Origin of the sequence: Pseudomonas sp. RL_105y_Pfl2_101 (assembly GCF_963970585.1) — a bacterium.
Classification (GTDB): domain Bacteria; phylum Pseudomonadota; class Gammaproteobacteria; order Pseudomonadales; family Pseudomonadaceae; genus Aquipseudomonas.
The window spans coordinates 25,421-47,273 of the sequence record NZ_CAXAPG010000008.1 but is presented as its reverse complement, the minus strand read 5'-3'; the positions used below and the strand labels follow the sequence as shown (position 1 = coordinate 47,273).

Genomic DNA, 21,853 nt, shown 5'->3' with positions numbered 1-21,853 from the left:
CCTCCACGCCCTGCTTCCCGTCGTCCTGGCGCGAAGCTTCCAGCCTCCACCCCGCGCCGTGTGGCCAAGGCCCCGCCGGCCGAGCCGAAGCTGATCCTGTTCAACAAACCCTTCGATGTACTGACGCAATTCAGTGACGGCGAAGGGCGGGCGACGCTCAAGGATTTTATCGACGTACCGGGCATCTACCCGGCCGGACGGCTGGATCGCGACAGCGAAGGCTTGCTGTTGCTGACCAACGATGGGCAGTTGCAGGCGCGCATCGCCGACCCCAAGCACAAGCTGGCCAAGACCTATTGGGTGCAGGTGGAGGGCGAGCCGAGTGCCGAACAGTTGCAGCGATTGCGCGATGGCGTGGAGTTGAACGATGGCATGACCCTGCCGGCCGAGGCTCGCTCATTGGATGAACCGCAACTGTGGCCGCGCAACCCGCCGGTACGTTTTCGTAAAAGCGTGCCCACGAGCTGGCTGGAGCTGGTGATACGCGAAGGGCGCAACCGTCAGGTACGACGCATGACCGCCGCGGTAGGCTTGCCGACGCTACGCCTGGTGCGGGTCAGGATCGGTGACTGGACGATCGAAGGGCTCGACCAGGGGCAGTGGAAGGCGGTGCCGGCGCGCTTATAACGTCCCGGATTCGATCAGGCCGATCACCACGCTCTTGATGACGAATGCCGCCACGCCGAGTCCCAGCACGAAAAACAGAATGAACGAGCCGAAACGCCCGGCCTTGGACTTCTTCGCCAGGTCCCAGACGATGAAACCCATGAAAATGATCAGGATGCTGACCAGACCGGTCATCATCCACTCTTCGAAAACAGCAGGATCCATCAGGACACTCCGGCGTGGACGGCATTGAAAAGGCGCGGCGAGTATAAGGCATGGGGCACGGGCGCGGGATCGACCTGCGGCGGTGTGTCGCAGCCCGACCGTCGTGATATAGAGATTTTATGGCCAGGGACTTTCCTCCCGCTCGACGCTGGAGCGTAGGAGCGTAGGAGCTGTCGAGTGCAACGAGGCTGCGATCTTTCCCCAGGCACTTGAGTCTCAAGCGAAAGATCAAAAGATCAAAAGATCGCAGCCTTCGGCAGCTCCTACACGCAACCCAGCGGGAGTAAGCGCCCTCGCCACAAAAACGGTCAGTTGCGCAGGTGAGTCAACGGCATTTCGGTGCTGTTGAGTACCTGGTTCAGCACAAAGCTCGAACGCACGCTGGTGACGCCATCGATCCGGGTCAGGTGCCCCAACAGCAGTTTCTGGTAATGGTCCATGTCGGGCACCACGACCTTGAGCTGGTAGTCCGCGTCCATGCCGGTGACCAGGCTGCACTCCAGCACTTGTGGCAGGTTACGGACGGCGGCTTCGAAGTTCTCGAAACGCTCGGGGGTGTGGCGGTCCATGCCGATCAGCACATAAGCCGTCAGGCTCAGGCCCAGCAGCTTGCGGTCGAGCAGGGCGACCTGGCGGGTGATGTAGCCGTCATCCTCCAACTGCTTGACCCGTCGCGAGCAGGGGGAGGGCGACAGGCCGATGCGTTCGGCCAGTTCCTGGTTGGAGATGCGCGCATCGCGTTGCAATTCCGCCAGAATACTCAGGTCGTAACGGTCGAGTTTGCTCATCGGTCGGGCCTTTATCTTGATAATTGCGGCAGATTATCTATCTAGGGTTAAAAATTGCGCAAGTGATGTTTATTTCCGCAATATCCGCAATCATCTGTCGGCGCCCCAGGCTTATGCTTACCACCAAGATCACTGCTCGGACAAACAGTCCAGTGCAGCCCGCCTAATCAGGCCGGCTGCGGTCGCAGTACCCACCGGTACTGGCAGACCCCCGAGCTGCACACTGTCCAGAAGACGGCGTGAGGTGAGCCGACGTCATAAGCGTCGAGCACGGACGAAATTCTCAAGGGGAGGCCGACGGGTCTCCCTTTTTTAATGCCTGCGAAATAAACCCGGCGACTGATAACCTGTTGCAGAACCGGCCTGGGCTTTTCCAGTCTTACCATCAGGCCTTGAACCGTTGTGAGGAATTTCATGAAGTCGCGCATCTGGCGTTTGGCAGGTGTTGGTCTGTTGTGGGCAAGTGTCAGCGCGCAGGGAATGGCCGATGATCAGCAAAACCGAGGCGGCCTGGACGACGGTCGCGGACAGGACGGGCGCGGCGGCAACGGCCAGGGTTATTCGGGCCAGCCGCGGCCGCAGAGCAACGAAATCATTCGCGGCGACAACAGCCGTCAGTTCGAGGTCAAGCCGCAGAACCCAGGCGGACAACACTACGATCGTCCACCGCAGGACCCTAACGCCCACGGTCGCCCGCCGCAGCCGCAACCCGGCAACAACCTGCCCATCCAGGGCCGGCCCGACAGCGTGACCCAGACCCGCGAACCGCAACCGGGTTACTACCGCGACATTCCTCGTCGCAGCGATGGTTATCCGAGCGGCGGGCCACGCCCAAGTCATGACAACCGTCCCGAACAGCATTGGCCCGGTCGGCCGGCCGGCCATGGCAACGGCTGGGGCCCGGGGCCGCAATACCGCCCGGGTTATGTGATCGACCGTTTCCCGGATCGCAATGACCGCGTGCCCTATCGCGGCCAGGATTATTTCTATTCAGGTGGCTACTGGTATCGCCCCCAGGGGCCGCGCTACGTGGTGGTGCAGCCACCGCGGGGCATCCGCACCCGTTACTTGCCCGATTACGCTCGGGAAGTGTGGATCGGCAGTTCGTTGTTCTTTCTCGCCGCTGGCGCCTATTACATCTACGAAGCCAATACTCAGGATTACGTCGTGGTCGAGCCGCCCGTGGCCAACCCGCAGCCTCAACCGCAAGGCAACAGCTTCGACGTGGTGGCCTATCCGGCCAACGGTCAGTCGCCCGAGCAGGTCAATCAGGATGGCTACGACTGCTATCGCTGGGCGGTGCAGCAGAGCGGTTTCGATCCGCGTAACTACAGCTACCCACCGGCACCGGAAGTGGTGCAGACCTATCGTCAGGCCCAAGGCAGTTGCTTGAGCAGTCGTGGGTATCAGGTGACGTACTGAGGCTGGTAGCACACTGCTCTTGTGGCGAGGGGATTTATCCCCGTAAGTCTCTGTAGCTGGCGAAGCCTGCGATCTTTTGATCTTGATCTTTCGCTCTTGACTCAATGAGCAATGAGAAAATCGCAGCCTCGTTGCACTCGACAGCTCCTACAACGTCCAGCGGGGCGGTGCGACGTTTCGCTAAATCCCCTCGCCACAGGTTATGCGCTGACGCCTTTGACCACTTCCGACGGATCGGCATGCACCAGCACTTCGGCCTTCGGATAAGCATGATGGATCGCATCGGCGGCCTGGTCGCTGATGCCATGGGCCACTGACAGGGTCAATTCTCCCGGCAACTCCAGGTGCAGTTGCACGAACCAATGGTTACCGGAGACCCGCGTCCGCAGGTCGTGGGCGCCGAGCACGCCGGGCACGGCGCAGGCCAGTTCCAGCATGCGCTGGCTGACGTCGGGCGGCAGTTCCTGATCCATCAACACCGCGAAGCTTTCCCGGGCGATCTGGACGGCGCTCCACAGAATGTAAATGGCGATGCCCAGGCCGAACCAGGCGTCGAGCTGATACCAGCCAAACCCGGCCAATACCAGCGCCACCAGGATGCTGCCGTTGAGCAGCAGGTCGGAGCGATAGTGCAGCGAGTCGGCACGCACGGCGTTGGAGCCGGTGGCGCGGATAACCCGATACTGCAATGCCAACAAGGCCAGGGTCAGTGCGAGGGAAAACACGATCACGCCGACGCTCAGCCAGGGGGCATCCACCGGCACCGGGTTTTTCAGGCGCTCGAAAGCCTGCAAGGCGATCAATACTGCACTGCCGCCGATAAACAGCGCCTGGGCCATGCCGGCCAAGGATTCGGCCTTGCCATGACCGTAGCGATGATCATCGTCGGCGGGGCGCAGCGCGTAATGCACCGCCAGCAGATTGAGCAGCGAGGTGACGCCGTCCAGTGCCGAGTCGGTCAGGCCGGCAAGCATGCTCACCGAGCCGCTCAGCCACCAGGCCAGGGCCTTGGCGACGACCAGGATCAGCGCCACGGCCACCGACGCTCGGGTGGCCAGACGCAGCAGACGGGCGTGTTCGGTGCTAGTGGTCATGGCGCGGTCGTTCCTTCTGTAGCGCTTGTCATGCGGCGGGTTTGAGACCCAGGGCAGCCAGTTGTTGCGCGCTGCCCTTGTGCTGGATCAGCCGAGGATCGTCCAGCGGGACGCTGCGGCCCAGTTCGCGTTCCAGGATCGCCTGCAGCTTTTGGTTATTGACCGTGCCGTCGGGGTTGATGGCCGGCTTGAGTTTCTCTGGCTCGATCTGGACGCTTCGGCCCGGTTCGAAATAGATGGCGCCGGTGGCAAAGTCCACGGCGAACGCGATCAGGCCGGGGATGATGTAGAACAACAGGCCGACGGCATCGAGCGCGGCAATTGCCGGGTCGATCTTGCCATCGATCTGGCCGCGACGGTCGGGGTAGAAGATCGAGCCGCAGGCGCTGATTTGAGTCAGCAGGGCGGCGACCAGGACGCCACCGATCACGCGAAAGGGAATACGCATAGCAATCTCCTGAACAGGTAAAGGCGTTGCTGGTTGGAGTCCAGACCACGCTAAACAGTTCGCCGTTATACTCGGCCCTCTGTTTTGGAGCCAGCATGATTTCTTTGCCGATTGATGAAGTTTTACCCGCCCTGCGTCAAGCCTTGGCGTCGCGCCACGAAGCCGTGCTCGAAGCGCCGCCCGGTGCCGGTAAAACGACCCGTGTGCCCCTGGCCTTGCTGAACGAGCCCTGGCTGGCCGGGCAGACCATCCTGATGCTCGAACCCCGGCGCCTGGCGGCACGGGCGGCGGCCGAGCGGCTGGCCAGCGAGCTGGGGGAAAAGGTCGGTGAAACCGTCGGCTACCGGATTCGCCTCGACAGCAAGGTCGGGCCCAAGACCCGTATTGAAGTGGTCACCGAAGGCATCCTCACGCGCCGCTTGCAGGACGATCCGGCGCTGGAAGGCGTGGGGCTGCTGATTTTCGATGAATTCCATGAACGCAGTCTCGACGCCGACCTGGCCTTGGCCTTGAGCCTCAACGGTCGGGAGCTGTTTCGCGACGACCTGCCGCTGAAGATCCTGCTGATGTCCGCCACCCTGGAAGGTGAGCGCCTGGCCGGGTTGTTGGACAACGCGCCGATCCTGCGCAGCGAAGGCCGGATGTTCCCGGTGACGGTGCGCTGGGGCCGGCCGTTCCAGCCCGGCGAGTTCGTCGAGCCGCGGCTGGTGCAGACCGTGCTGGAAGCTCTGGACGATGAAACCGGCAGCGTGCTGGTGTTCTTGCCCGGACAGGCCGAGATCCGCCGGGTTCATCAGCAACTCGCCGAGGCGTTGGGCGAGGGCGGCAATGTGTTGCTCTGTCCGCTGCACGGAGAACTGGACCTCGCCGCCCAGCGCGCCGCCATCGATCCCGCGCCGCCCGGCCAGCGCAAAGTGGTGCTGGCCACCAACATCGCCGAAACCAGCCTGACCATCAATGGCGTGCGGGTGGTGATCGACGCCGGACTGGCGCGGGTGCCGCGTTTTGACCCGGGCAGCGGCATGACCCGTCTCGACACCCAGCGCATTTCCCGAGCCAGCGCCACCCAACGGGCCGGTCGGGCCGGGCGTCTGGAGCCTGGTGTCTGCTATCGGTTGTGGTCCGAAGACCAGCATGAACAATTGGCCGCCTACGGCAGCGCGGAGATTCTGTCGGCGGACCTGGCCGGGTTGGCCCTGCAATTGGGGCGCTGGGGCGTGACGCCGTCGCAACTGGTCTGGCTCGATGTTCCGCCCTCCGCTGCGTATGCCCAGGCCCAGGACCTGCTGCAACGCCTGGGCGCGCTGGAGGGCGAGCAACTGACCCGTCACGGCCAGGCCATGGCCGAGCTGCCGGCCCACCCGCGTATCGCTCATCTGCTGCTGCGCGGTCAGGCGCTGGGGCTGGCGGACATGGCGTGCAACGTCGCCGCACTGTTGGGCGAGCGCGACATTCTCCGTGGTGCCGGCGCGGATCTGCACAGTCGCCTGGCCTTGCTGTCCGGTGAACAACGCGCCGCGCGCGGCGCCCAGGGTGGGGTGCAGCGGGCGCGGCAACTGGCCCGGCAATATCGCGGCTACCTGCGGGGCAAGGCCGAAGAAGCCGTGGCCGACCCCGATCATCCGCGCTGGCTCGGCGCCTTGCTGGCCTTGGCTTACCCGGACCGCGTCGCCCAACAGCGCCGGCCCGGCGGCGCGGAATATCGTTTGGCCAACGGCCGTGCGGCGCTGTTTGCCGAGGCTGACAGCCTGATGAAACAAGTGTGGCTGGTGATCGCCGACCTGGGCAGCCGCCAGGGCCAGCGCGAAGAACGGATCTACCTGGCGACGGATTTCGACCCGACGTTGTTCGAGTCGGTGCTGGCCGAGCAAGTGCGCACCGTGGATCAACTGGATTGGGACGAGCGCGAAGGTGTGCTGCGGGCCGAGCGTCAGCGCAAGGTCGGCGAACTGGTGCTCAGCCGCGAACCCCTGACCGGCCTGGATGAATCGGCCCGTAGCCAGGCTCTGGTGAACCTGGTGCGGCGCAAGGGCTTGGAATTATTGCCCTGGACCCCGGAACTGCGGCAATGGCAGGCGCGGGTGGCGCTGCTGCGGCGCCTGGACCTGGACGCCAAGGGCGAGAGCGAATGGCCGGACGTCAGCGATGGCGCCTTGCTGGACAGTCTCGAGCATTGGTTGATGCCGTATCTGGGCCGCGTCTCACGCCTCAGCCATTTCGCCAACCTGGACGTGTCGAGCATCGTTCACAACCTGTTGCCCTGGCCCCTGCCGCAACGCTTGGATGAGCTGGCACCGCACCATTTGAGCGTGCCGTCGGGGTCGTCGATCCGCCTGGACTACAGCGAGCATCCGCCGATCCTGGCGGTGCGCTTGCAGGAACTCTTCGGCCTGGCCGACACCCCGCGCATTGCCGGTGGGCGGCAGGTCGTCAAGTTGCACCTGCTGTCCCCGGCGCGGCGGCCGGTGCAGGTCACCCAGGACCTGGCGAACTTCTGGCGCAGCACCTATGCCGAGGTGAAGAAGGACCTCAAGGGGCGTTATCCCAAGCATTACTGGCCGGATGACCCGCTGGTGGCGGAGGCGACGGCGCGGGTCAAGCCGCGTAAATGAGCCAGCCCCAAATCCAACACAGCTCCACTGTGGGAGCTTGCTTCGGGCGGCGATCCGACGATAGCGGTGTGCCAGCCAACACTTCCCCGGGAAGCGTTCATCTACACACCGTCTCCCTCAAGAAACTTGCTGTAGCTTAAAAACATCTCGTCGCGTACCCAACCAGCAGATTCATAGAGTGCCTGGGCGGATTGATTGGTTTTGGCAGTGCGCAAATCCATACGGACGGCGCCCTGCTGCCTGGCGTATTCTTCAGAGGCCATAAGCAGCTTTTTGCCTATGCCTTGTTGGCGCAGGTTTGAGTCAACGAAAAGATCATACAAAGTGAAGATGCGTGCAGTGAACACCGAGCAAAAGGTTGGGTAGAGCTGGCAGAACCCGACAATCGCCTGGGTGGCGTTCTCTGCAACGAACACCTGGGACTCACTTTTTTCAATCCGCGCCCCGATATAGTCGGTCGCCCGCTGTAGGTCGGCATCCATCCTGTAGAACTGCCGATACGCATCAAACAGTACACCCACCGCTTCAACATCGTTCTGTTCAGCCAGGCGAATCTGGATGTCGCTCATGGATCACTCCTTGAAATGGGTGTTCAGTCTGAGGGGGCCTCAGAGCAATACCACCAAGACAGTCAGAGCGTACTTATCCTATTGACCGGGCGTTATCCCAAACCGGCACGTTCTAGATTGCGACACAGTTGTTCGGCGATGGGGCTCAAATCACGGTATTGCCGGCAACAGGAACCGCGCAATCACCGGCAAATGGTCCGAGATACGCAAGGTGTCGTCCTGCCGTACCTGGGCTTCGACCCGTTTGATCCGCGGGCTGTAGAACAGGTAGTCGACGGTGCGGTCGGGGCCGTTGAGGCCGGGGTCGTTCGGGTAGTGGGTCAGCCAGTGTGCGCGATCGATGCCGCTGGCCTCGTTGTTGGTGGGGATCATCGGGTATTTGTCCCACAACAGGTGCAAGGGGCTGTCGGCGGAGTAGGGCGTGCGTTGCTCGCTCGGCAGGCGCCGGTACTGGCCCAGGGGTAGCAGGTTGAAGTCGCCGCCGATCAGCCAGGGCTTGCCCGCGGATTCGAATTTATCCAAGGCCTTGGTCACGGCGGTGATTTGTTTGGGCAGGGCTTTGTTCGGCTCGGTGGCCCGTTCCAGGTGCGTGTTGAGCACCGCCAGCTGGCTGCCGTCGCTCAGCGGCAGATAGCTCACCAACAAGGCATTTTTCGGCTGGAACTGACGGCTGATGACGTTGGCGTCGGCCACCGGCAGTTGCACCCGTTCGGCATGGTCGATGCGGTAGCGACTCAGGGTCGCCAGTTGCCGGCCGACGCTGCCGAAAATGTGTGGGTCGGGGATGAAGTCGGCCTTCCAGTCGAAGGCGCTGGTGCCGCACGGATAGAGGTCGGCCAGCCTTTCCTGCAACAGCTTGAACTGGTCCTGGTAATCGCTGGCCTTGGCGCCCTTGTCCAGTTCCTGGAGCAGCACGACGTCCGGTTGCTCGTCGCGGATGACCCGTGCCACTTCATCGAGGCTGAAGGCCATGTCTTCCAGGGTCGGGTTTTCATCGTTGCCCTGGGCCAGGTCGTTCCAGAACACGTAGCGTTTGCCCGCAAGGAACTGGACGTTCCAGGTCATCACCTTCAAGGCCTGGCCGGGCACCAGCGGTGCTGCGTTGGCGGTGCAACTGACCGGCAAGGTTTCCCGGGGCTGTGGCCGCCAGGTCAGGCCGTAGATCGACAGGACGGCCAGGCTGAGGAACAACAGCAGGCCCAGCAAGGTGTAGCGCAGTAGACGGGTCATGGCTCGGCTTATGGGTGAAACGCGAAAGTGACCCCGAGCATACCCGAGAGCGGTTCTCAAGCCCAAGCCCTGGGCCCTCGCAGTGAGCGATCAGCGGTCGTCAGGTTTTGCTTCGATCAACATGAACATGCGGAACAGCACCACGCTGGTGAACAGTTGCAGGAAACTGTGGATGCTGTCGATCAGCAGGCTGAGCGCAGGGTTCTGAGGCGACGGATACACCGAGACGCTGACGCCTCTGAGCAGCCACAACGGGCCCATCACACAGAGAATACACAGCAGGATCCGCCAGAAGTTGCCGCGGGACATGTTCAGGCTTTCCTTCATCGCCGCCAGGGGTGTCAGGCCCCTGAGGACCAACAGGTATTCTCCAAAGGCCAGGGTCACCATCAGCCACAGGCCCGGCAGGAAGTACAACGACAGCCCCACCAGGATCAACAGTGTGTTGAGGGCCGTCAGCAAGGCAAAGCGTGGCCACAGGGTGAGGGCCGTTGCGAGCAGGTCACGGGTGCGTGGTGCTTCACCGCGACTGCGAGCGTCGAGAAACAGGATCAACGCGGCGGTGTACAAGGGGTACACCAACAACCCGACGATCACGCTGTAGCCGGGGAAACCCTCGGGGCCGACAGCGTTGCCCACGCCTTGCTGCAGCAAAGCCTCGAGTATGACCAAAGGCAGGCACAGCTGGGCGATCTGGCCCAGATGGCGCTTGAAGAAATACAAAGAGTCGCGCAGCACGTCAAACGGATTCATGGGTCGGTATCGCAGTTCAAAAAAGCGGTCCGACACTTTAACCGATCAGGCGCCCGCACAAGCAAACGTAAACATCAGGTAAAGACCATTGAAACCTATGCGGCGAGTCCTATTACTGGTGGGCACCGGTCTTCAGGATCGGAATGGTTTCTGCCCGGCAATCTAATGAGGTCGCCATGAACAGCGAAGAACAAACCCTGATCGATGGACTGTTTTCACGGCTGCAACAGGCCGAAAAGGATTCAGCCCCGCGCGATGCCCAGGCCGAGGCGCGGATCAAGGAACACCTGGCCAGCCAGCCAGCGGCGGGCTATTTCATGGCCCAGGCGGTTCTGGTGCAGGAGGCCGCGATCAAGCGCCTCGATGAACAGAACAAGCAACTCACCCAGCAAATCGAGCAATTGCAGGCCGAGCTGCAACGGACCCGTACCCAGCCATCGGTACCCAGTGGTGGCGCAGGCTTTCTGTCGAGCATTTTTGGTGGCAGCGCCCGGGATTCACGCCCGGCAAGCGTGCCGGCTTCCAGCGACGGAGGCAGGCGCGAACCGGCACAGCCGTCCTTCAATGCCCAGCCCCAACAGGGCTTGGGCGCGCCGCTCGGCAATTATGGCGCACCGCAGCAGCAGGCCCCGGCGGCGGGAAGCTTCCTGGGCGGTGCCCTGAAAACCGCGGCGGGCGTGGCCGGCGGCGTGATGCTGGCCCAAGGCATCAGCAGCCTGTTCCACAGTCACCAGCAACCGCAGGAAATCGTCGAGGTCATCAAGCAAGAGCCGGCCCAACCGGCCAACGACACCGCCAACAGCGGCTGGGGCGATGACCAACGGGTGGCCGATAACGACAGCTACGGCAACGACCCGGGCGGTTTCAGCGACGCCGACTACAGCGACGATTCTTCTTTCTTCGGCGACGACGATTCCTTCGTCTGAGCTGCCATTCGTCCGGGCTCACCGACGCCTCGGGCCGATTATTCGCGGAACAATCCTTCGGGCTGGCATACTGGGCGACTTTTCGGCCCAGGTGGTCTGTGTGCGTGTGCATCCAAGAGGAAACGCGGTGAAAAAAATTGCAGTGTTCGCCGATGTCCAGAACCTCTACTACACCGTGCGCCAGGCTTATGGTTGCCATTTCAACTACGCCGCGCTGTGGGCTGATGTCAGCAAACAGGGGCAGATCGTCGAGGCCTATGCCTATGCGATCGATCGCGGTGACAGCAAACAGCAGCAGTTCCAGCAGATCCTGCGCAACCTGGGCTTTGTCGTGAAGCTCAAGCCCTACATCCAGCGCAGCGACGGCTCGGCCAAGGGCGACTGGGACGTGGGCATCACGCTGGACATCATGGACGCCGCCGACCACGTCGATGAAGTGGTGCTGGCCTCCGGCGATGGCGATTTCGACATGTTGCTCGAACGCATCATCCAGAAGCACGGTGTGCAAGCCGTGGCCTATGGCGTGCCGGGATTGACCGCCAACTCGCTGATCCGCGCCGCCAGCCGCTATGTGCCCATCGAAGGCGCGTTGTTGCTCAAGAATTGATTTTCACGGAGTTCAAAAGGTTTGGAACGTATCGCAGTCATCGACTTTGAAACCACCGGGATCACCCCGAGCAGCAGTTGCCGGGCCACTGAAATCGCGGTGGTGATGCTCGAGCAAGGCCGGATCGTCGACCGCTACCAGAGCCTGATGAACGCCGGTGTGCGCGTCCCTGCGTTTATCGAGCAACTGACTGGCATCAGCAACACCATGCTGCGCAGCGCCCCGTCGGCGGAAAAAGTGATGAACGAGGTCAACGAGTTTGTCGGCACCACGCCGCTGCTGGCCCACAACGCTGCGTTCGACCAGAAGTTCTGGGATTTCGAGTTGGGACGCATCAAGCGCACCCGCTTGCAGAATTTTGCCTGTTCACTGTTGCTGGCCCGGCGCCTGATGCCGGCGGCGCCGAACCACAAGCTCGGCACGCTCAACGCGTTCGCTGGCTTGCCCCACACCGGCCAGGCTCACCGGGCCATGGCCGACGCCGAAATGGCCGCCAACCTCACCGCGCACCTGGCTTCGGAGCTGCGGCAAAAGCACGGGCTGCGGGAGCTGTCCCATGATTTGCTGTGCAGTTTGCAGAAAGTGCCGGCGGCGAAGATCAACGAGCACCTCAAGCGGCATCGCGGGTTCTGAATACACCACAAAACAACTGTGGGAGCGGGCTTGCTCGCGAATGCGGTGTGTCAGTCAACTGATAGGTTAATTGACACACCGCATTCGCGAGCAAGCCCGCTCCCACAGGTTGATCAGTGTTTGACCGTTTATTTCCCGTTACCTTCCAACTGCCCCAACGGCACGCGCTTTTCAATGGCGCTGGACAGCACGATCGAGGTCTTGCTGAAGCCGAACTTGGCGATGCGGTTGATCAATTCTTCCAGCTCGGGCATCGAACCCACTGCCGCTTGCATGATCACGCACGGGTCCCCGGTGACCCGGTGGCACTCGGTCAGTTGTGGGATCTTGCACAGTTCGTCGTAGGTCTTCTGGTTGCCGTGCTGGTTCATCCGCAATTCGATGACGCACTGCACCGGCAGGCCGATCTTTGCCATGTCGACTTTGGCTTGATAACCGGTGATGACGCCGCTGGCTTCCAGTTTGCTGACCCGTTCGGCCACGGCGGGGGCTGACAGGTTCACTTTGCGGGCCAGTTCAGCGTAGGACGCACGACCGTTGTCCAACAAAGCGCTGAGCAGCATGCGGTCGTATTTATCCACGGTTTGGCTTCCTGTTGGCGTGACTTTCGAAAACGCGATTTATAGCGCTGATCTCCGTGTTTTGAAAAGTGTATGGCTTTGATAAACAGGTTTTGTAACTTATTTTCCGTCTATCGCCTTTCTAGAATAAAGCCTCTCATTGTCCTGACTTCGAGCTGAACATGCCTGGCCTACGCCGTTTCCCCCTGCCATTGATCGCTGCTTTTTTTGCCTTGTACGTCATCTGGGGTTCGACCTACCTGGTGATTCGCATCGGTGTGGAGCATTGGCCGCCGCTGTTGCTGGCCGGGATTCGTTTTGTGCTGGCCGGTTCGCTGATGTATGGCTTCCTGCGCTGGCGCGGGGCACCGGCGCCGACCTGGGCGCAATGGAAGGCCGGGGCCATCATCGGCGTGCTGTTGCTCAGTTTTGGTAACGGCGCGGTCACTGTGGCCGAGCACACGGGCGTGGCGTCCGGGGTGGCGGCGTTGGCCGTGGCGACGGTGCCTTTGTTTACTTTGCTCTGCGGATATTTCTGGGGCACGCGTAATACCCGTCTGGAATGGGCGGGGATTGTGCTGGGGTTGATTGGCATCGCGATGCTCAACCTGGGCTCCAACCTGCAGTCCAGCCCGTTGGGTGCGACCTTGCTGCTATTCGCGGCGGCCTCCTGGGCCTTCGGTTCGGTGCTGAGCAAACACGTGCCGTTGCCGGCAGGGGCGATGGCCAGTGCCGTGGAAATGCTGGTGGGCGGCGTGGTGCTGTTGATCGGTAGCGTGGCCAGCGGCGAGCATCTGGACAGCATGCCGCCGCTGGAAGGTTGGTTCGCCTTGGCTTATCTGACCTGCTTCGGCTCGATCGTCGCTTTCAACGCCTACATGTACCTGCTCAAGCATGTGCGCCCGGCGGCGGCCACCAGTTATGCCTACGTCAACCCGGCCGTGGCGGTGTTGCTGGGGATCGTGTTCGCGGGTGAAACCATTGGCGCTGAAGAAAGTGTGGCGATGCTGGTGATCATCAGTGCCGTGGTGTTGATCGGATTGCCGCAGTGGCGTAAACCCAAGCCTGCGCCGGCCGCCGCCTGATTTAGGGTAAACTGCCGCGCATTGCACACCTTGCGCTGATTTTTCCTACGGTACTTCCATGACTTTCGCCACCCTTGGCCTGATCGAACCCTTGCTGCGCGCCCTCGAGACGCTCGGCTACCAGACTCCGACGCCGGTTCAGGCCCAAGCCATGCCGGCCGTGCTGGCCGGTCGCGACCTGATGGCCGCGGCCCAGACCGGCACCGGTAAGACTGCTGGTTTCGCCGTGCCGCTGTTGCAGTTGCTGACCACCGAAGGGCCGAAGGTCGCGGCCAACTCGGTGCGAGCGCTGATCCTGGTGCCGACCCGTGAGCTGGCTGAGCAGGTCCATGAAAGCGTGCGTCAGTACGCGCAAAACCTGCCGCTGAGTACCTACGCCGTGTACGGCGGCGTCAGCATCAACCCGCAAATGATGAAGTTGCGCAAAGGCGTCGACTTGTTGGTCGCCACGCCGGGGCGTCTGCTCGACTTGTTCCGCCAGAACGCGCTGAAGTTCAACCAGTTGCAGACTCTGGTGCTGGACGAAGCCGACCGCATGCTCGACCTGGGCTTCTCCGAGGAGCTGGCGAATATCTACAAGGCATTGCCGAAGAAGCGCCAGACCCTGTTGTTCTCGGCGACTTTCTCCGACGCGATCCGCTTGCTGGCCGGACAGATGCTCAACGATCCGCTGAGCATTGAGGTGAGCCCGCGCAACGTGGCTGCCAACACCGTCAAGCAATGGGTGGTGACGGTGGACAAGAAACGCAAGCCGGAACTGTTCGTGCACTTGATGCGCAAGAACAAGTGGAAGCAGGTGCTGGTCTTTGCCAAGACCCGCAACGGCGTCGATGCGCTGGTGGAAAAACTCCAGGGCCTGGGCGTCAACGCCGACGGCATCCACGGTGACAAACCCCAGGCCACCCGCCAGCGCGCGCTGGACCGCTTCAAGGCCAGCGAAGTGCAGATCCTGGTAGCCACCGACGTTGCCGCCCGTGGCTTGGATATCGAGGATTTGCCGTTGGTGGTGAACTTCGACCTGCCGATCGTCGCCGAGGACTACATCCACCGCATCGGCCGTACCGGTCGGGCGGGCTCGACCGGGGAAGCGATTTCTCTGGTCTGCGCCGACGAAGTGAACCTGTTGTCGGCCATCGAGATGCTGACGCGCCAGACGCTGACGCGTCAGATGGAACAGGACTTCGAGCCTGAACATCGGGTACCGGACACCGATGCCAGCGGCCAGGTGATCAAGAAGCCGAAAAAGCCGAAGAAACCGAAAGCTTCGGGTGGTGGCGGCAAGCGCAACCTGGGCAAGTGGGTGGACAGCGGCGAAGCCTCGCCTGTGGAACCTTCGGTCAAGCCTGTGCGCAAAGTCCCGGTGTTCAATACTGGGCCGCGTAAGCGCAAGCCTTGATATCAAAACCTGGGAGCCGTAGGAGCCGTAGGAGCCGTAGGAGCCGCTCGTCAGCTCCTACGGATTCAACCGTTCAGGAATTCCAGGATTCCTAAACCTGCTGCCCGGCCACTGGCAAAGCAGGCCGTGAGCAGGTAACCGCCGGTCGGCGCTTCCCAATCGAGCATTTCTCCGGCGCAGAAAACGCCAGGCAATTGCTTGAGCATCAGGCGTTCATCCAGGGCCTCGAAGGTCACGCCACCGGCGCTGCTGATGGCTTCGTCCAGAGGGCGGGTCTTCACCAGGGTCAGCGGCAAGGCCTTGATCGCCTGGGCCAGCCGCGCCGGGTCAGTGAAACACTCGGCCGGCGTGAGCTCGCGCAACAGCGCTGCCTTGACGCCGTCGATCCCCAGTTGGCCGTGTAAGTGCTTGGCCATCGAGCGAGAGCCGCGTGGCTTGCTCAGGGCTTGCTGGATCTTATCCACAGGCCGGCCCGGCAGCAGGTCCAGATGGATCGTCGCGCTGCCGTGTTGGTTGATGGCTTCGCGAACCGGCGCCGACAGGGCGTAGACCAGACTGCCTTCGAGGCCAGTGGCGGTGACCACGCATTCACCGAGGCGCGGTACATCGTCGTTCAGGCCGATGGCGATGTTCTTTAGTGGGGCGCCAGCGAATTTGCTGATCATCAGGTCGCTCCAGGCCTCTACCTCAAACCCACAGTTACTCGGTTGCAATGGCGCCAGGGCCACGCCGCGTTGTTCCAGCGCCAGCATCCAGGCGCCGTCAGAGCCCAGTCGTGACCAACTGCCACCACCCAGCGCCAGCAGTGTCGCGTCGGGGCGTAGGGTTTTCTCGCCTTCCGGACTCGTTATTCTCATGCTGCCATCGGGGTTCCAGCCGAGCCAGCGGTGGCGCGTGTGGATCGTCACGCCGGCATCGCGCAGGCGCTTGAGCCAGGCGCGCAGCAGCGGGGCGGCTTTCATGTCGGTAGGAAATACCCGCCCGGAGCTGCCGACAAAGGTGTCGATGCCCAATCCGTGAATCCATGTGCACAACTCATTCGCACCGAATGCCCGCAGCAGCGGGGCAATGTTCGGCGCACGTTCGCCATAGCGGGAGAGGAAGACCGGGAAGGCTTCGGAGTGGGTGATGTTCATGCCGCCCACGCCGGCCAGCAGGAATTTTCGGCCTACCGATGGCATGCCGTCGTACAGGTCGACCCGCAGGCCCGCCTGGCTCAACACCTCGGCCGCCATCAGGCCGGCGGGGCCGCCGCCGATGATGGCGATGTTTGGGGTGTGGGGTAGGGGCGCTTGGGTCATGGCGAGCGATGTCTGGAGGATCAAGGAGGGCATTCTATCAGCTTGGTCCACATGATCTGAGGCCGGAATCCGTGTAGGCGCTGTCGAGCGCAGCGAGGCTGCGATCTTGTCCCTGACAATTGAGTCGCGAGCGAAAGATCAAGATCAAAAGACCGCAGCCTTCGGCAGCTCCTACGGGGCATCCACAGGCATTGTGGGTAAAGCCCAGGGTTCAGTGACAACCTGATGACGTCCAGACCCTATGTGCGCTGTGGTGCAGGATCCCGTGGCGGCGGGCCAGGGCCTGGCGATCCTTGCTGTAGCCACCCCCGATCACGCCGACCACCGGGATGTCGCGTCCCAGGCAATGGCGCATGACGCTCTCGTCCCGGGCGGCGAGGCCTTCGTCGGTCAGCTTCAGGTAGCCGAGGGCGTCATCCTTGTGTACGTCGACGCCGGCGTCATACAGCACCAGGTCCGGCTGATAGAGCGGCAGCAAGTAGTTGAGCGCATCGTCCACCACCTTCAAATAAGCCGCGTCTTCCATGCCCATTGGCAGGGGGATGTCCCAGTCGCTTTGCGCCTTGCGTGCAGGAAAATTCTTTTCGCAGTGCAAGGAAACGGTCACGGCGTCCGGGGTGTCATGGAGTATTCGGGCGGTGCCGTCGCCCTGGTGCACATCGCAGTCGAAAATCAGCACCCGCGAGACCCGGCCGCTGGCCAGGAAATAGCGGCTGATCACCGCCAGGTCGTTGAAAATGCAGAACCCGGCCGGGTGGTCGTAGTGGGCGTGATGGGTGCCGCCGGCCAGGTGGCAGGCTAGCCCGTGCTCAAGGGCTTGTTCGGCGGCCAGGAGCGAGCCGCCCACGGCGCGCACCGTTCGGCGGGCCAGGGCTTCGCTCCAGGGCAGGCCAAGTCGCCGTTGGTCTTCGCGGGACAACTCGCCGCCCATGTAGCGTTCGATATAAGCACGGTCGTGGGCCAGGGCGAGAATGTCCGGCGGACACAGCGACGGGCGCAGCAGGTCGGCGTCGCGGGTCAGGCCGCTGTCCACCAGGTGATCGCGCAACAGGCGAAACTTGTCCATGGGGAAACGGTGTTCCGCCGGGAAGTCGGGGCTGTAGTCTTCGTGATAGATAAGCGGCAGCGACATGGTGTTTTCAGTAGTGAGTGAGTGACGGATCCTACCAGCGATGTAGGCTTTGCACGAAAAGTGCCTGCGCGACGATCATGCTGCGTTGAAAACAGGCTCGGAATGCTCATTTACAACCAGTAAAGTCGAGCGCGACTCCGGGCGTTCCTCACCTGTTTTCGCCTTGCCTGATCGCCGCTTGGCGACTTTTCGTACAAAACCTAGACTCATGGGGCATGGAAGGGGAGTGAAAATGGAGCCGATACTGGAACTGGAAAGCGCACGACTGCTGTTGCGGCAGTGGCGCGATGATGACTTGCCGGAATTTTCCACCATGTGTGCAGACCCGCACGTGATGCGTTATTTCCCGGTGCGCCTGAGCCGTCTGGAAAGCGCTGCCCTGATCGGTCGCGTGCGGGGGCATTTCGCCGAGCATGGTTTTGGTTTGTGGGCCCTGGAGCGCAAGGACACCGGCGCCTTCATTGGCTTCACTGGGCTGCTTGTGGTCGGGTTCGATGCGCCTTTCACACCGGCTATCGAGATCGGCTGGCGCCTGGCCCGAGAGCACTGGGGCCTGGGGTATGCCAGCGAAGCGGCGTGGACCGCCTTGCGTTGTGCTTTCGACCAGTTGACGCTGGACGAAGTGGTGGCGTTCACCGCTGTCGATAACCTGCCATCGCAAAAGGTCATGCAGGCCATTGGCATGCAGCACGAGCCGGCTGACGACTTCGAACACCCGACACTCGCCGTCGGTCATCCATTGCGTCACCATGTGCTCTATCGCATCAATCGTGAGCAGTGGCTACAGACCCTGCACGGTTAGCCGACACGGACGTTTACAATGCCCGCCAGAGTGGCCCGGGCCAACAATCGATCCACCGCGTAGATTGCGCGGTATTGCGCTGTGTGAGGAAAGTCTGAATGAGCCATGTGTTGGAAGATCTGGTCGACCTGCTGACCCTGGAACCGATCGAAGAAAACCTGTTTCGCGGGCGTAGCCAGGACCTGGGGTTTCGCCAGTTGTTCGGCGGCCAGGTGCTGGGCCAGTCGTTGTCGGCGGCCAGCCAGACCGTGGAAGAGGCGCGCCATGTGCATTCGATGCACGGATATTTCCTGCGTCCGGGCGACGCCGCGTTGCCGGTGGTCTACCAGGTGGACCGGGTGCGCGACGGTGGCAGCTTCAGCACTCGCCGGGTGACGGCGATCCAGAAGGGCAACCCGATTTTCACCTGCAGTGCGTCGTTCCAGTACGACGAAGAGGGTTTTGAGCACCAGAGCAGCATGCCGCAAGTCGTCGGGCCGGAGAACCTGCCGTCCGAGCTGGAACTGACCCAGCAGCGCGCGCACCTGCTGCCTGAGCACATGCGTGAAAAACTGCTGTGCGCCAAGCCGATCGAGGTGCGACCGGTCACCGAAAAAGACCCTTACAACCCGCAACCGGCCGACCCGGTCAAATACGTGTGGTTTCGTGCCGATGGCGCCCTGGCGGATTCACCGGCCTTGCACAAATACCTGCTGGCCTACGCGTCGGACTTCGGCCTGTTGACCACTTCGCTGCTGCCCCACGGCAAATCGGTGTGGCACAAAGACATGCAGGTCGCCAGCCTCGACCACGCCTTGTGGTTCCACGCCGACCTGCGCGCCGATGACTGGTTGCTCTACGCCATGGACAGCCCGTGGGCCGGCAATTCTCGCGGGTTCTCCCGTGGCAGCGTGTTCAACCGTGCCGGGCAACTGGTGGCCTCGGTGACCCAGGAAGGCCTGATTCGCCATCGCAAGGACTGGGCATGAGCCTGGCCGAGGTTCGTCACTGGGTGTTCGACATGGACGGCACGCTGACGATCGCCGTGCATGACTTCGCGGCGATCCGCGTGGCCCTGGCGATTCCGGCCGAAGATGACATCCTCACTCATCTGGCGGCGTTGCCGGCTGATGAAGCCGCGGCCAAGCATGCCTGGCTGCTGGAGCATGAACGGGACCTGGCGCTGGGCTCCAGGCCCGCGCCGGGGGCGGTTGAACTGGTGCGAGAGCTGGCCGGGCGCGGTTATCGCCTGGGCATCCTCACCCGCAACGCCCGCGAACTGGCCCACGTCACCCTCGAAGCCATCGGCCTGGCGGACTGTTTCGCCGTGGCGGATGTGCTGGGCCGCGACGAAGCACCGCCCAAGCCTCACCCCGGCGGCCTGTTGAAGTTGGCCGAGGCCTGGAACGTGGCGCCCGAGGCGATGGTGATGGTGGGCGATTACCGTTTCGACCTGGATTGTGGCCGTGCGGCGGGGGCGCGGACGGTGCTGGTGAACCTGCCGGACAATCCGTGGCCAGAACTGACAGATTGGCATGCGCGCGATTGTTCGGCGTTGCGGCGGATGTTGTCGGCTTGAGCGTTTGATTGACTGATCGATCGCTATCGCGAGCAGGCTCGCTCCCACAAGGAGATTTCTGTTGGTCGCGAAATTTGTGTCCACACCCGATCTACTGTGGGAGCGAGCCTGCTCGCGAAGAGGCCCTGTAAACCACCGCAAACCTTACTGACCAAACATAACCTTCAACCCCTCGGGCGAATTGAACATCCCACTCCCATCGTGCCCCACCCCAGGCACTTCGATCAGCCGCTGGTTCAACCCCTCGGGATGACGCCGGGTCAGGTAGTCGAAAAAGAAATGCCCGCGCAGTAACCGATACGGTCCCTGGGTTTGTGCTTCACAGCCTTTATCCAGCGCCGGATGTTCCGGGTCGGTGTCTTGTTGCCCGAGCAAATAGACGATGTCGCGCTTGGCGTAGTGATCTTCCAGTTGCGCAGGTGTTTGCCCCGCCGCGTAGGCTGGCAAGTTCTGCAGGCCGTATTTCCAGCGGTTGAAGCCAGGACAACTGGCAGGGTCGAAAGCCATGGGCCGTTGCGCATCGAAGTAGGCATAGGACGACGGGTTGGCGATGACAAAACGTGGGTTGATCCGGTATTGGCCGTGGGCAAGCAGGGCATAGCGCTGCACGACCTGGGCGCCGCCGGAATGGCCGGCGATGACGATCTCTTTCACTTCAGGAAGCTGTTGCCGGTCACTGACTCGGGCAATGATGTCGTCGAGGACCTGAAAGGAGCTGACGGGATTTGCCCCTGTGGACAGACCGCCCGCCATCCAGTCGTTGCCTTTCCAGCGCAGGAGGTCATTGGGCAATTGATGGCGCGCCACGTCCTGTTCGTTGAGAAACTGCGGGGCGATGATCAGGGTAGTGCCCAGTTGCTCGGCCTGTCCGACAGCCTTTTCGGCGCTGTTGAGGTAGGTGTCGGCATTGCGCAGCCGACCGTGGAGGATGATCAACACGCGCTGGATGGACGCCGGCGGTGGGCTTACGCCGACGGCCATGGCACCGCTCTTGAACTGCAGTCGCCCTTGGGCGACCACGTTGACGCCGCGTTGATCGGCCTGAGCAATGGCGCAGCACAGCATCAGCCCGATCAACGCCCCCCACTTCATCTACAGGGTTTTCGCCGCGAACGTGTCGCACTGGCTGACCTGGCCCTGGGCGAACCCGGTCTTGAACCAGCGCACCCGCTGCACCGAGGTGCCGTGGGTGAAGGAATCCGGCACCACGCGGCCCTGGCCTTGTTGCTGCAAGCGGTCATCGCCGATGGCATTGGCGGCGTTCAAGGCCTCCTCGATGTCTCCCGGCTCCAGCCAGTTCAGGCGTTTTTGCGCATGGTTGGCCCATACACCCGCCAGGCAATCGGCCTGCAACTCCTGGCGTACCAACAAGCCGCCATCGCCCTCCATCTGCCGGCCTTGCTGGCGTGCTTCCTGGACTTTCGCCGACACGCCGAGCAGCGTCTGCACATGGTGTCCGACTTCGTGGGCAATGACGTAGGCCTGGGCGAAGTCCCCGGAGGCAGCGAAGCGTTGGGACATTTCCTTGAAGAAGCTCATGTCCAGGTAGACCTGGCGGTCTGCCGGGCAATAGAACGGGCCGGTCGCCGACGAGGCGAGGCCACAGGCAGAGTTGACCCGACCGCTGAACAACACCAGTTTGGGTTGCTGGTATTGGCGTCCGGCCTGCTGGAAAACCTGGCCCCAGGTGTCTTCGGTATCGCCAAGGATCGAGCGCACGAACTCGGCCTGTTCGTCGTTGGCCGGCGGTGCCTGGCGGGTCTGTGAAGTGGTGGGCGCGGATTGATCCATCTGCCCGGCCAGTTGCCCGAGAATCTGCATCGGGTCCTGGCCGGTGATCCAGCCGATGCCAACGATGAGGAGGATGGCCGTCAGGCTCAGTCCCTTGCCGCCGCCGAAGCGCATCCCGCCACCGCCCCCACCGTCACCGCGAGCGTCCACCACGTTGTCACTGCGGCGACCTTTTTTCCATAACATGTGGGTGTTCCTCTGATTGACCGGGGTGTTACTGCACTGTCGTTGCGGTGAGTTTAGCTTTTGGGGCGTCAGGATGCGCGTGATGCTTGAGCTTTCAGGCAACAGGCGCGGGGTTTGGTTCATCAGGGC

Annotated in this window: 23 protein-coding genes; 11 read left to right on the top strand and 12 right to left on the bottom strand. The window is 62.4% G+C overall.

Translation table 11 applies throughout. The annotated features are described in order from the left end of the window. Positions 1–60 precede the first annotated feature (60 nt). Positions 61–627, top strand: coding sequence for a pseudouridine synthase (locus tag AACY31_RS11740; RefSeq protein WP_339481970.1), 567 nt, complete (start codon positions 61–63; stop codon positions 625–627). On the opposite strand, the gene AACY31_RS11735 is transcribed toward AACY31_RS11740, so the two are convergent. Together AACY31_RS11735 and AACY31_RS11730 are read right to left on the bottom strand one after the other, a co-directional pair. Beyond that, positions 622–831 (bottom strand): DUF2788 domain-containing protein, encoded by a 210-nt coding sequence (locus AACY31_RS11735; protein WP_007937369.1) that lies wholly within the window; start codon positions 829–831, stop codon positions 622–624. The genes AACY31_RS11740 and AACY31_RS11735 overlap by 6 nt on opposite strands. 308 nt (positions 832–1,139) lie before the next feature. Further along, positions 1,140–1,619, bottom strand: a complete 480-nt coding sequence (locus AACY31_RS11730; RefSeq protein ID WP_339481916.1) for an Lrp/AsnC family transcriptional regulator — start codon at positions 1,617–1,619, stop codon at positions 1,140–1,142. A gap of 414 nt (positions 1,620–2,033) precedes the next feature. On the opposite strand from AACY31_RS11730, the gene AACY31_RS11725 reads away from it, so the two are divergent. Then, the gene (locus AACY31_RS11725; protein WP_339504497.1) at positions 2,034–3,041 is read left to right on the top strand and encodes a DUF6515 family protein; all 1,008 of its coding nucleotides are present in this window, start codon (positions 2,034–2,036) and stop codon (positions 3,039–3,041) included. Between the two features lie 200 nt (positions 3,042–3,241). Here the strand turns inward: AACY31_RS11725 and AACY31_RS11720 are convergent, their stop codons facing one another. Both AACY31_RS11720 and AACY31_RS11715 read right to left on the bottom strand, forming a co-directional pair. Beyond that, positions 3,242–4,135, bottom strand: coding sequence for a cation diffusion facilitator family transporter (locus AACY31_RS11720; RefSeq protein WP_339481920.1), 894 nt, complete (start codon positions 4,133–4,135; stop codon positions 3,242–3,244). A 28-nt stretch (positions 4,136–4,163) separates the two neighbouring features. Then, complete coding sequence (locus AACY31_RS11715) at positions 4,164–4,583, bottom strand: polyribonucleotide nucleotidyltransferase (protein WP_339481922.1); 420 nt, start codon at positions 4,581–4,583, stop codon at positions 4,164–4,166. Between the two features lie 95 nt (positions 4,584–4,678). Here AACY31_RS11715 and hrpB point away from each other — a divergent pair, with 95 nt between their 5' ends. Next, positions 4,679–7,195, top strand: a complete 2,517-nt coding sequence (gene hrpB, locus AACY31_RS11710) for an ATP-dependent helicase HrpB (RefSeq protein ID WP_339492474.1) — start codon at positions 4,679–4,681, stop codon at positions 7,193–7,195. Between the two features lie 101 nt (positions 7,196–7,296). Here the strand turns inward: hrpB and AACY31_RS11705 are convergent, their stop codons facing one another. The 3 genes from AACY31_RS11705 to AACY31_RS11695 all read right to left on the bottom strand — a co-directional run bounded on the left by AACY31_RS11705 (position 7,297) and on the right by AACY31_RS11695 (position 9,747). Then, entirely contained in the window at positions 7,297–7,764 is a 468-nt protein-coding gene (locus AACY31_RS11705; RefSeq protein WP_339504495.1) for a GNAT family N-acetyltransferase, read from the bottom strand. 150 nt (positions 7,765–7,914) lie between these two features. Continuing rightward, positions 7,915–8,994: an endonuclease/exonuclease/phosphatase family protein gene (locus tag AACY31_RS11700; RefSeq protein ID WP_339504493.1), complete on the bottom strand. Its 1,080-nt coding sequence runs from the start codon at positions 8,992–8,994 to the stop codon at positions 7,915–7,917. A gap of 90 nt (positions 8,995–9,084) precedes the next feature. Then, positions 9,085–9,747, bottom strand: a complete 663-nt coding sequence (locus AACY31_RS11695; protein ID WP_339481928.1) for a YciC family protein — start codon at positions 9,745–9,747, stop codon at positions 9,085–9,087. A gap of 176 nt (positions 9,748–9,923) precedes the next feature. Here AACY31_RS11695 and AACY31_RS11690 point away from each other — a divergent pair, with 176 nt between their 5' ends. The 3 genes from AACY31_RS11690 (at position 9,924) to AACY31_RS11680 (ending at position 11,913) form a co-directional block, all read left to right on the top strand. Then, positions 9,924–10,673, top strand: coding sequence for a DUF2076 domain-containing protein (locus tag AACY31_RS11690; protein WP_339481930.1), 750 nt, complete (start codon positions 9,924–9,926; stop codon positions 10,671–10,673). A 127-nt stretch (positions 10,674–10,800) separates the two neighbouring features. Next, positions 10,801–11,280 carry a LabA-like NYN domain-containing protein gene (locus AACY31_RS11685; RefSeq protein ID WP_053182045.1) on the top strand — a complete coding sequence of 160 codons (480 nt, stop codon included), beginning with the start codon at positions 10,801–10,803 and terminating at the stop codon, positions 11,278–11,280. A gap of 21 nt (positions 11,281–11,301) precedes the next feature. Beyond that, positions 11,302–11,913 carry a 3'-5' exonuclease gene (locus AACY31_RS11680; protein WP_339481933.1) on the top strand — a complete coding sequence of 204 codons (612 nt, stop codon included), beginning with the start codon at positions 11,302–11,304 and terminating at the stop codon, positions 11,911–11,913. 128 nt (positions 11,914–12,041) lie between these two features. Here the strand turns inward: AACY31_RS11680 and AACY31_RS11675 are convergent, their stop codons facing one another. After that, a complete protein-coding gene (locus AACY31_RS11675) occupies positions 12,042–12,494 on the bottom strand; it encodes an Lrp/AsnC family transcriptional regulator (protein ID WP_014340343.1) in 453 nt (150 codons plus the stop codon). Between the two features lie 161 nt (positions 12,495–12,655). Here AACY31_RS11675 and yedA point away from each other — a divergent pair, with 161 nt between their 5' ends. Continuing rightward, entirely contained in the window at positions 12,656–13,558 is a 903-nt protein-coding gene (gene yedA / locus AACY31_RS11670) for a drug/metabolite exporter YedA (protein ID WP_339481934.1), read from the top strand. Between the two features lie 58 nt (positions 13,559–13,616). Further along, positions 13,617–14,954: a DEAD/DEAH box helicase gene (locus AACY31_RS11665; RefSeq protein ID WP_339481935.1), complete on the top strand. Its 1,338-nt coding sequence runs from the start codon at positions 13,617–13,619 to the stop codon at positions 14,952–14,954. Between the two features lie 65 nt (positions 14,955–15,019). Here AACY31_RS11665 and AACY31_RS11660 read toward each other — a convergent pair whose 3' ends face one another. Both AACY31_RS11660 and AACY31_RS11655 read right to left on the bottom strand, forming a co-directional pair. Beyond that, entirely contained in the window at positions 15,020–16,255 is a 1,236-nt protein-coding gene (locus AACY31_RS11660; RefSeq protein ID WP_339492478.1) for a TIGR03862 family flavoprotein, read from the bottom strand. 211 nt (positions 16,256–16,466) lie between these two features. Further along, complete coding sequence (locus tag AACY31_RS11655) at positions 16,467–17,387, bottom strand: histone deacetylase family protein (RefSeq protein WP_339481936.1); 921 nt, start codon at positions 17,385–17,387, stop codon at positions 16,467–16,469. A 232-nt stretch (positions 17,388–17,619) separates the two neighbouring features. On the opposite strand from AACY31_RS11655, the gene AACY31_RS11650 reads away from it, so the two are divergent. The 3 genes from AACY31_RS11650 to AACY31_RS11640 all read left to right on the top strand — a co-directional run bounded on the left by AACY31_RS11650 (position 17,620) and on the right by AACY31_RS11640 (position 19,747). Further along, positions 17,620–18,189 carry a GNAT family N-acetyltransferase gene (locus AACY31_RS11650; RefSeq protein WP_339481937.1) on the top strand — a complete coding sequence of 190 codons (570 nt, stop codon included), beginning with the start codon at positions 17,620–17,622 and terminating at the stop codon, positions 18,187–18,189. A 98-nt stretch (positions 18,190–18,287) separates the two neighbouring features. Continuing rightward, positions 18,288–19,157 carry an acyl-CoA thioesterase II gene (gene tesB / locus AACY31_RS11645; protein ID WP_339481938.1) on the top strand — a complete coding sequence of 290 codons (870 nt, stop codon included), beginning with the start codon at positions 18,288–18,290 and terminating at the stop codon, positions 19,155–19,157. Continuing rightward, the gene (locus AACY31_RS11640; RefSeq protein ID WP_339481939.1) at positions 19,154–19,747 is read left to right on the top strand and encodes an HAD family hydrolase; all 594 of its coding nucleotides are present in this window, start codon (positions 19,154–19,156) and stop codon (positions 19,745–19,747) included. The genes tesB and AACY31_RS11640 overlap by 4 nt, the downstream gene beginning before the upstream one ends. A 144-nt stretch (positions 19,748–19,891) precedes the next feature. Here the strand turns inward: AACY31_RS11640 and AACY31_RS11635 are convergent, their stop codons facing one another. Together AACY31_RS11635 and ypfJ are read right to left on the bottom strand one after the other, a co-directional pair. Further along, positions 19,892–20,839 carry an alpha/beta hydrolase gene (locus AACY31_RS11635; protein ID WP_339504491.1) on the bottom strand — a complete coding sequence of 316 codons (948 nt, stop codon included), beginning with the start codon at positions 20,837–20,839 and terminating at the stop codon, positions 19,892–19,894. Continuing rightward, on the bottom strand, positions 20,840–21,724 hold the full coding sequence (gene ypfJ / locus AACY31_RS11630) for a KPN_02809 family neutral zinc metallopeptidase (protein WP_339481941.1): 885 nt from the start codon (positions 21,722–21,724) through the stop codon (positions 20,840–20,842). It abuts the gene before it with no gap. Positions 21,725–21,853: the final 129 nt, after the last annotated feature.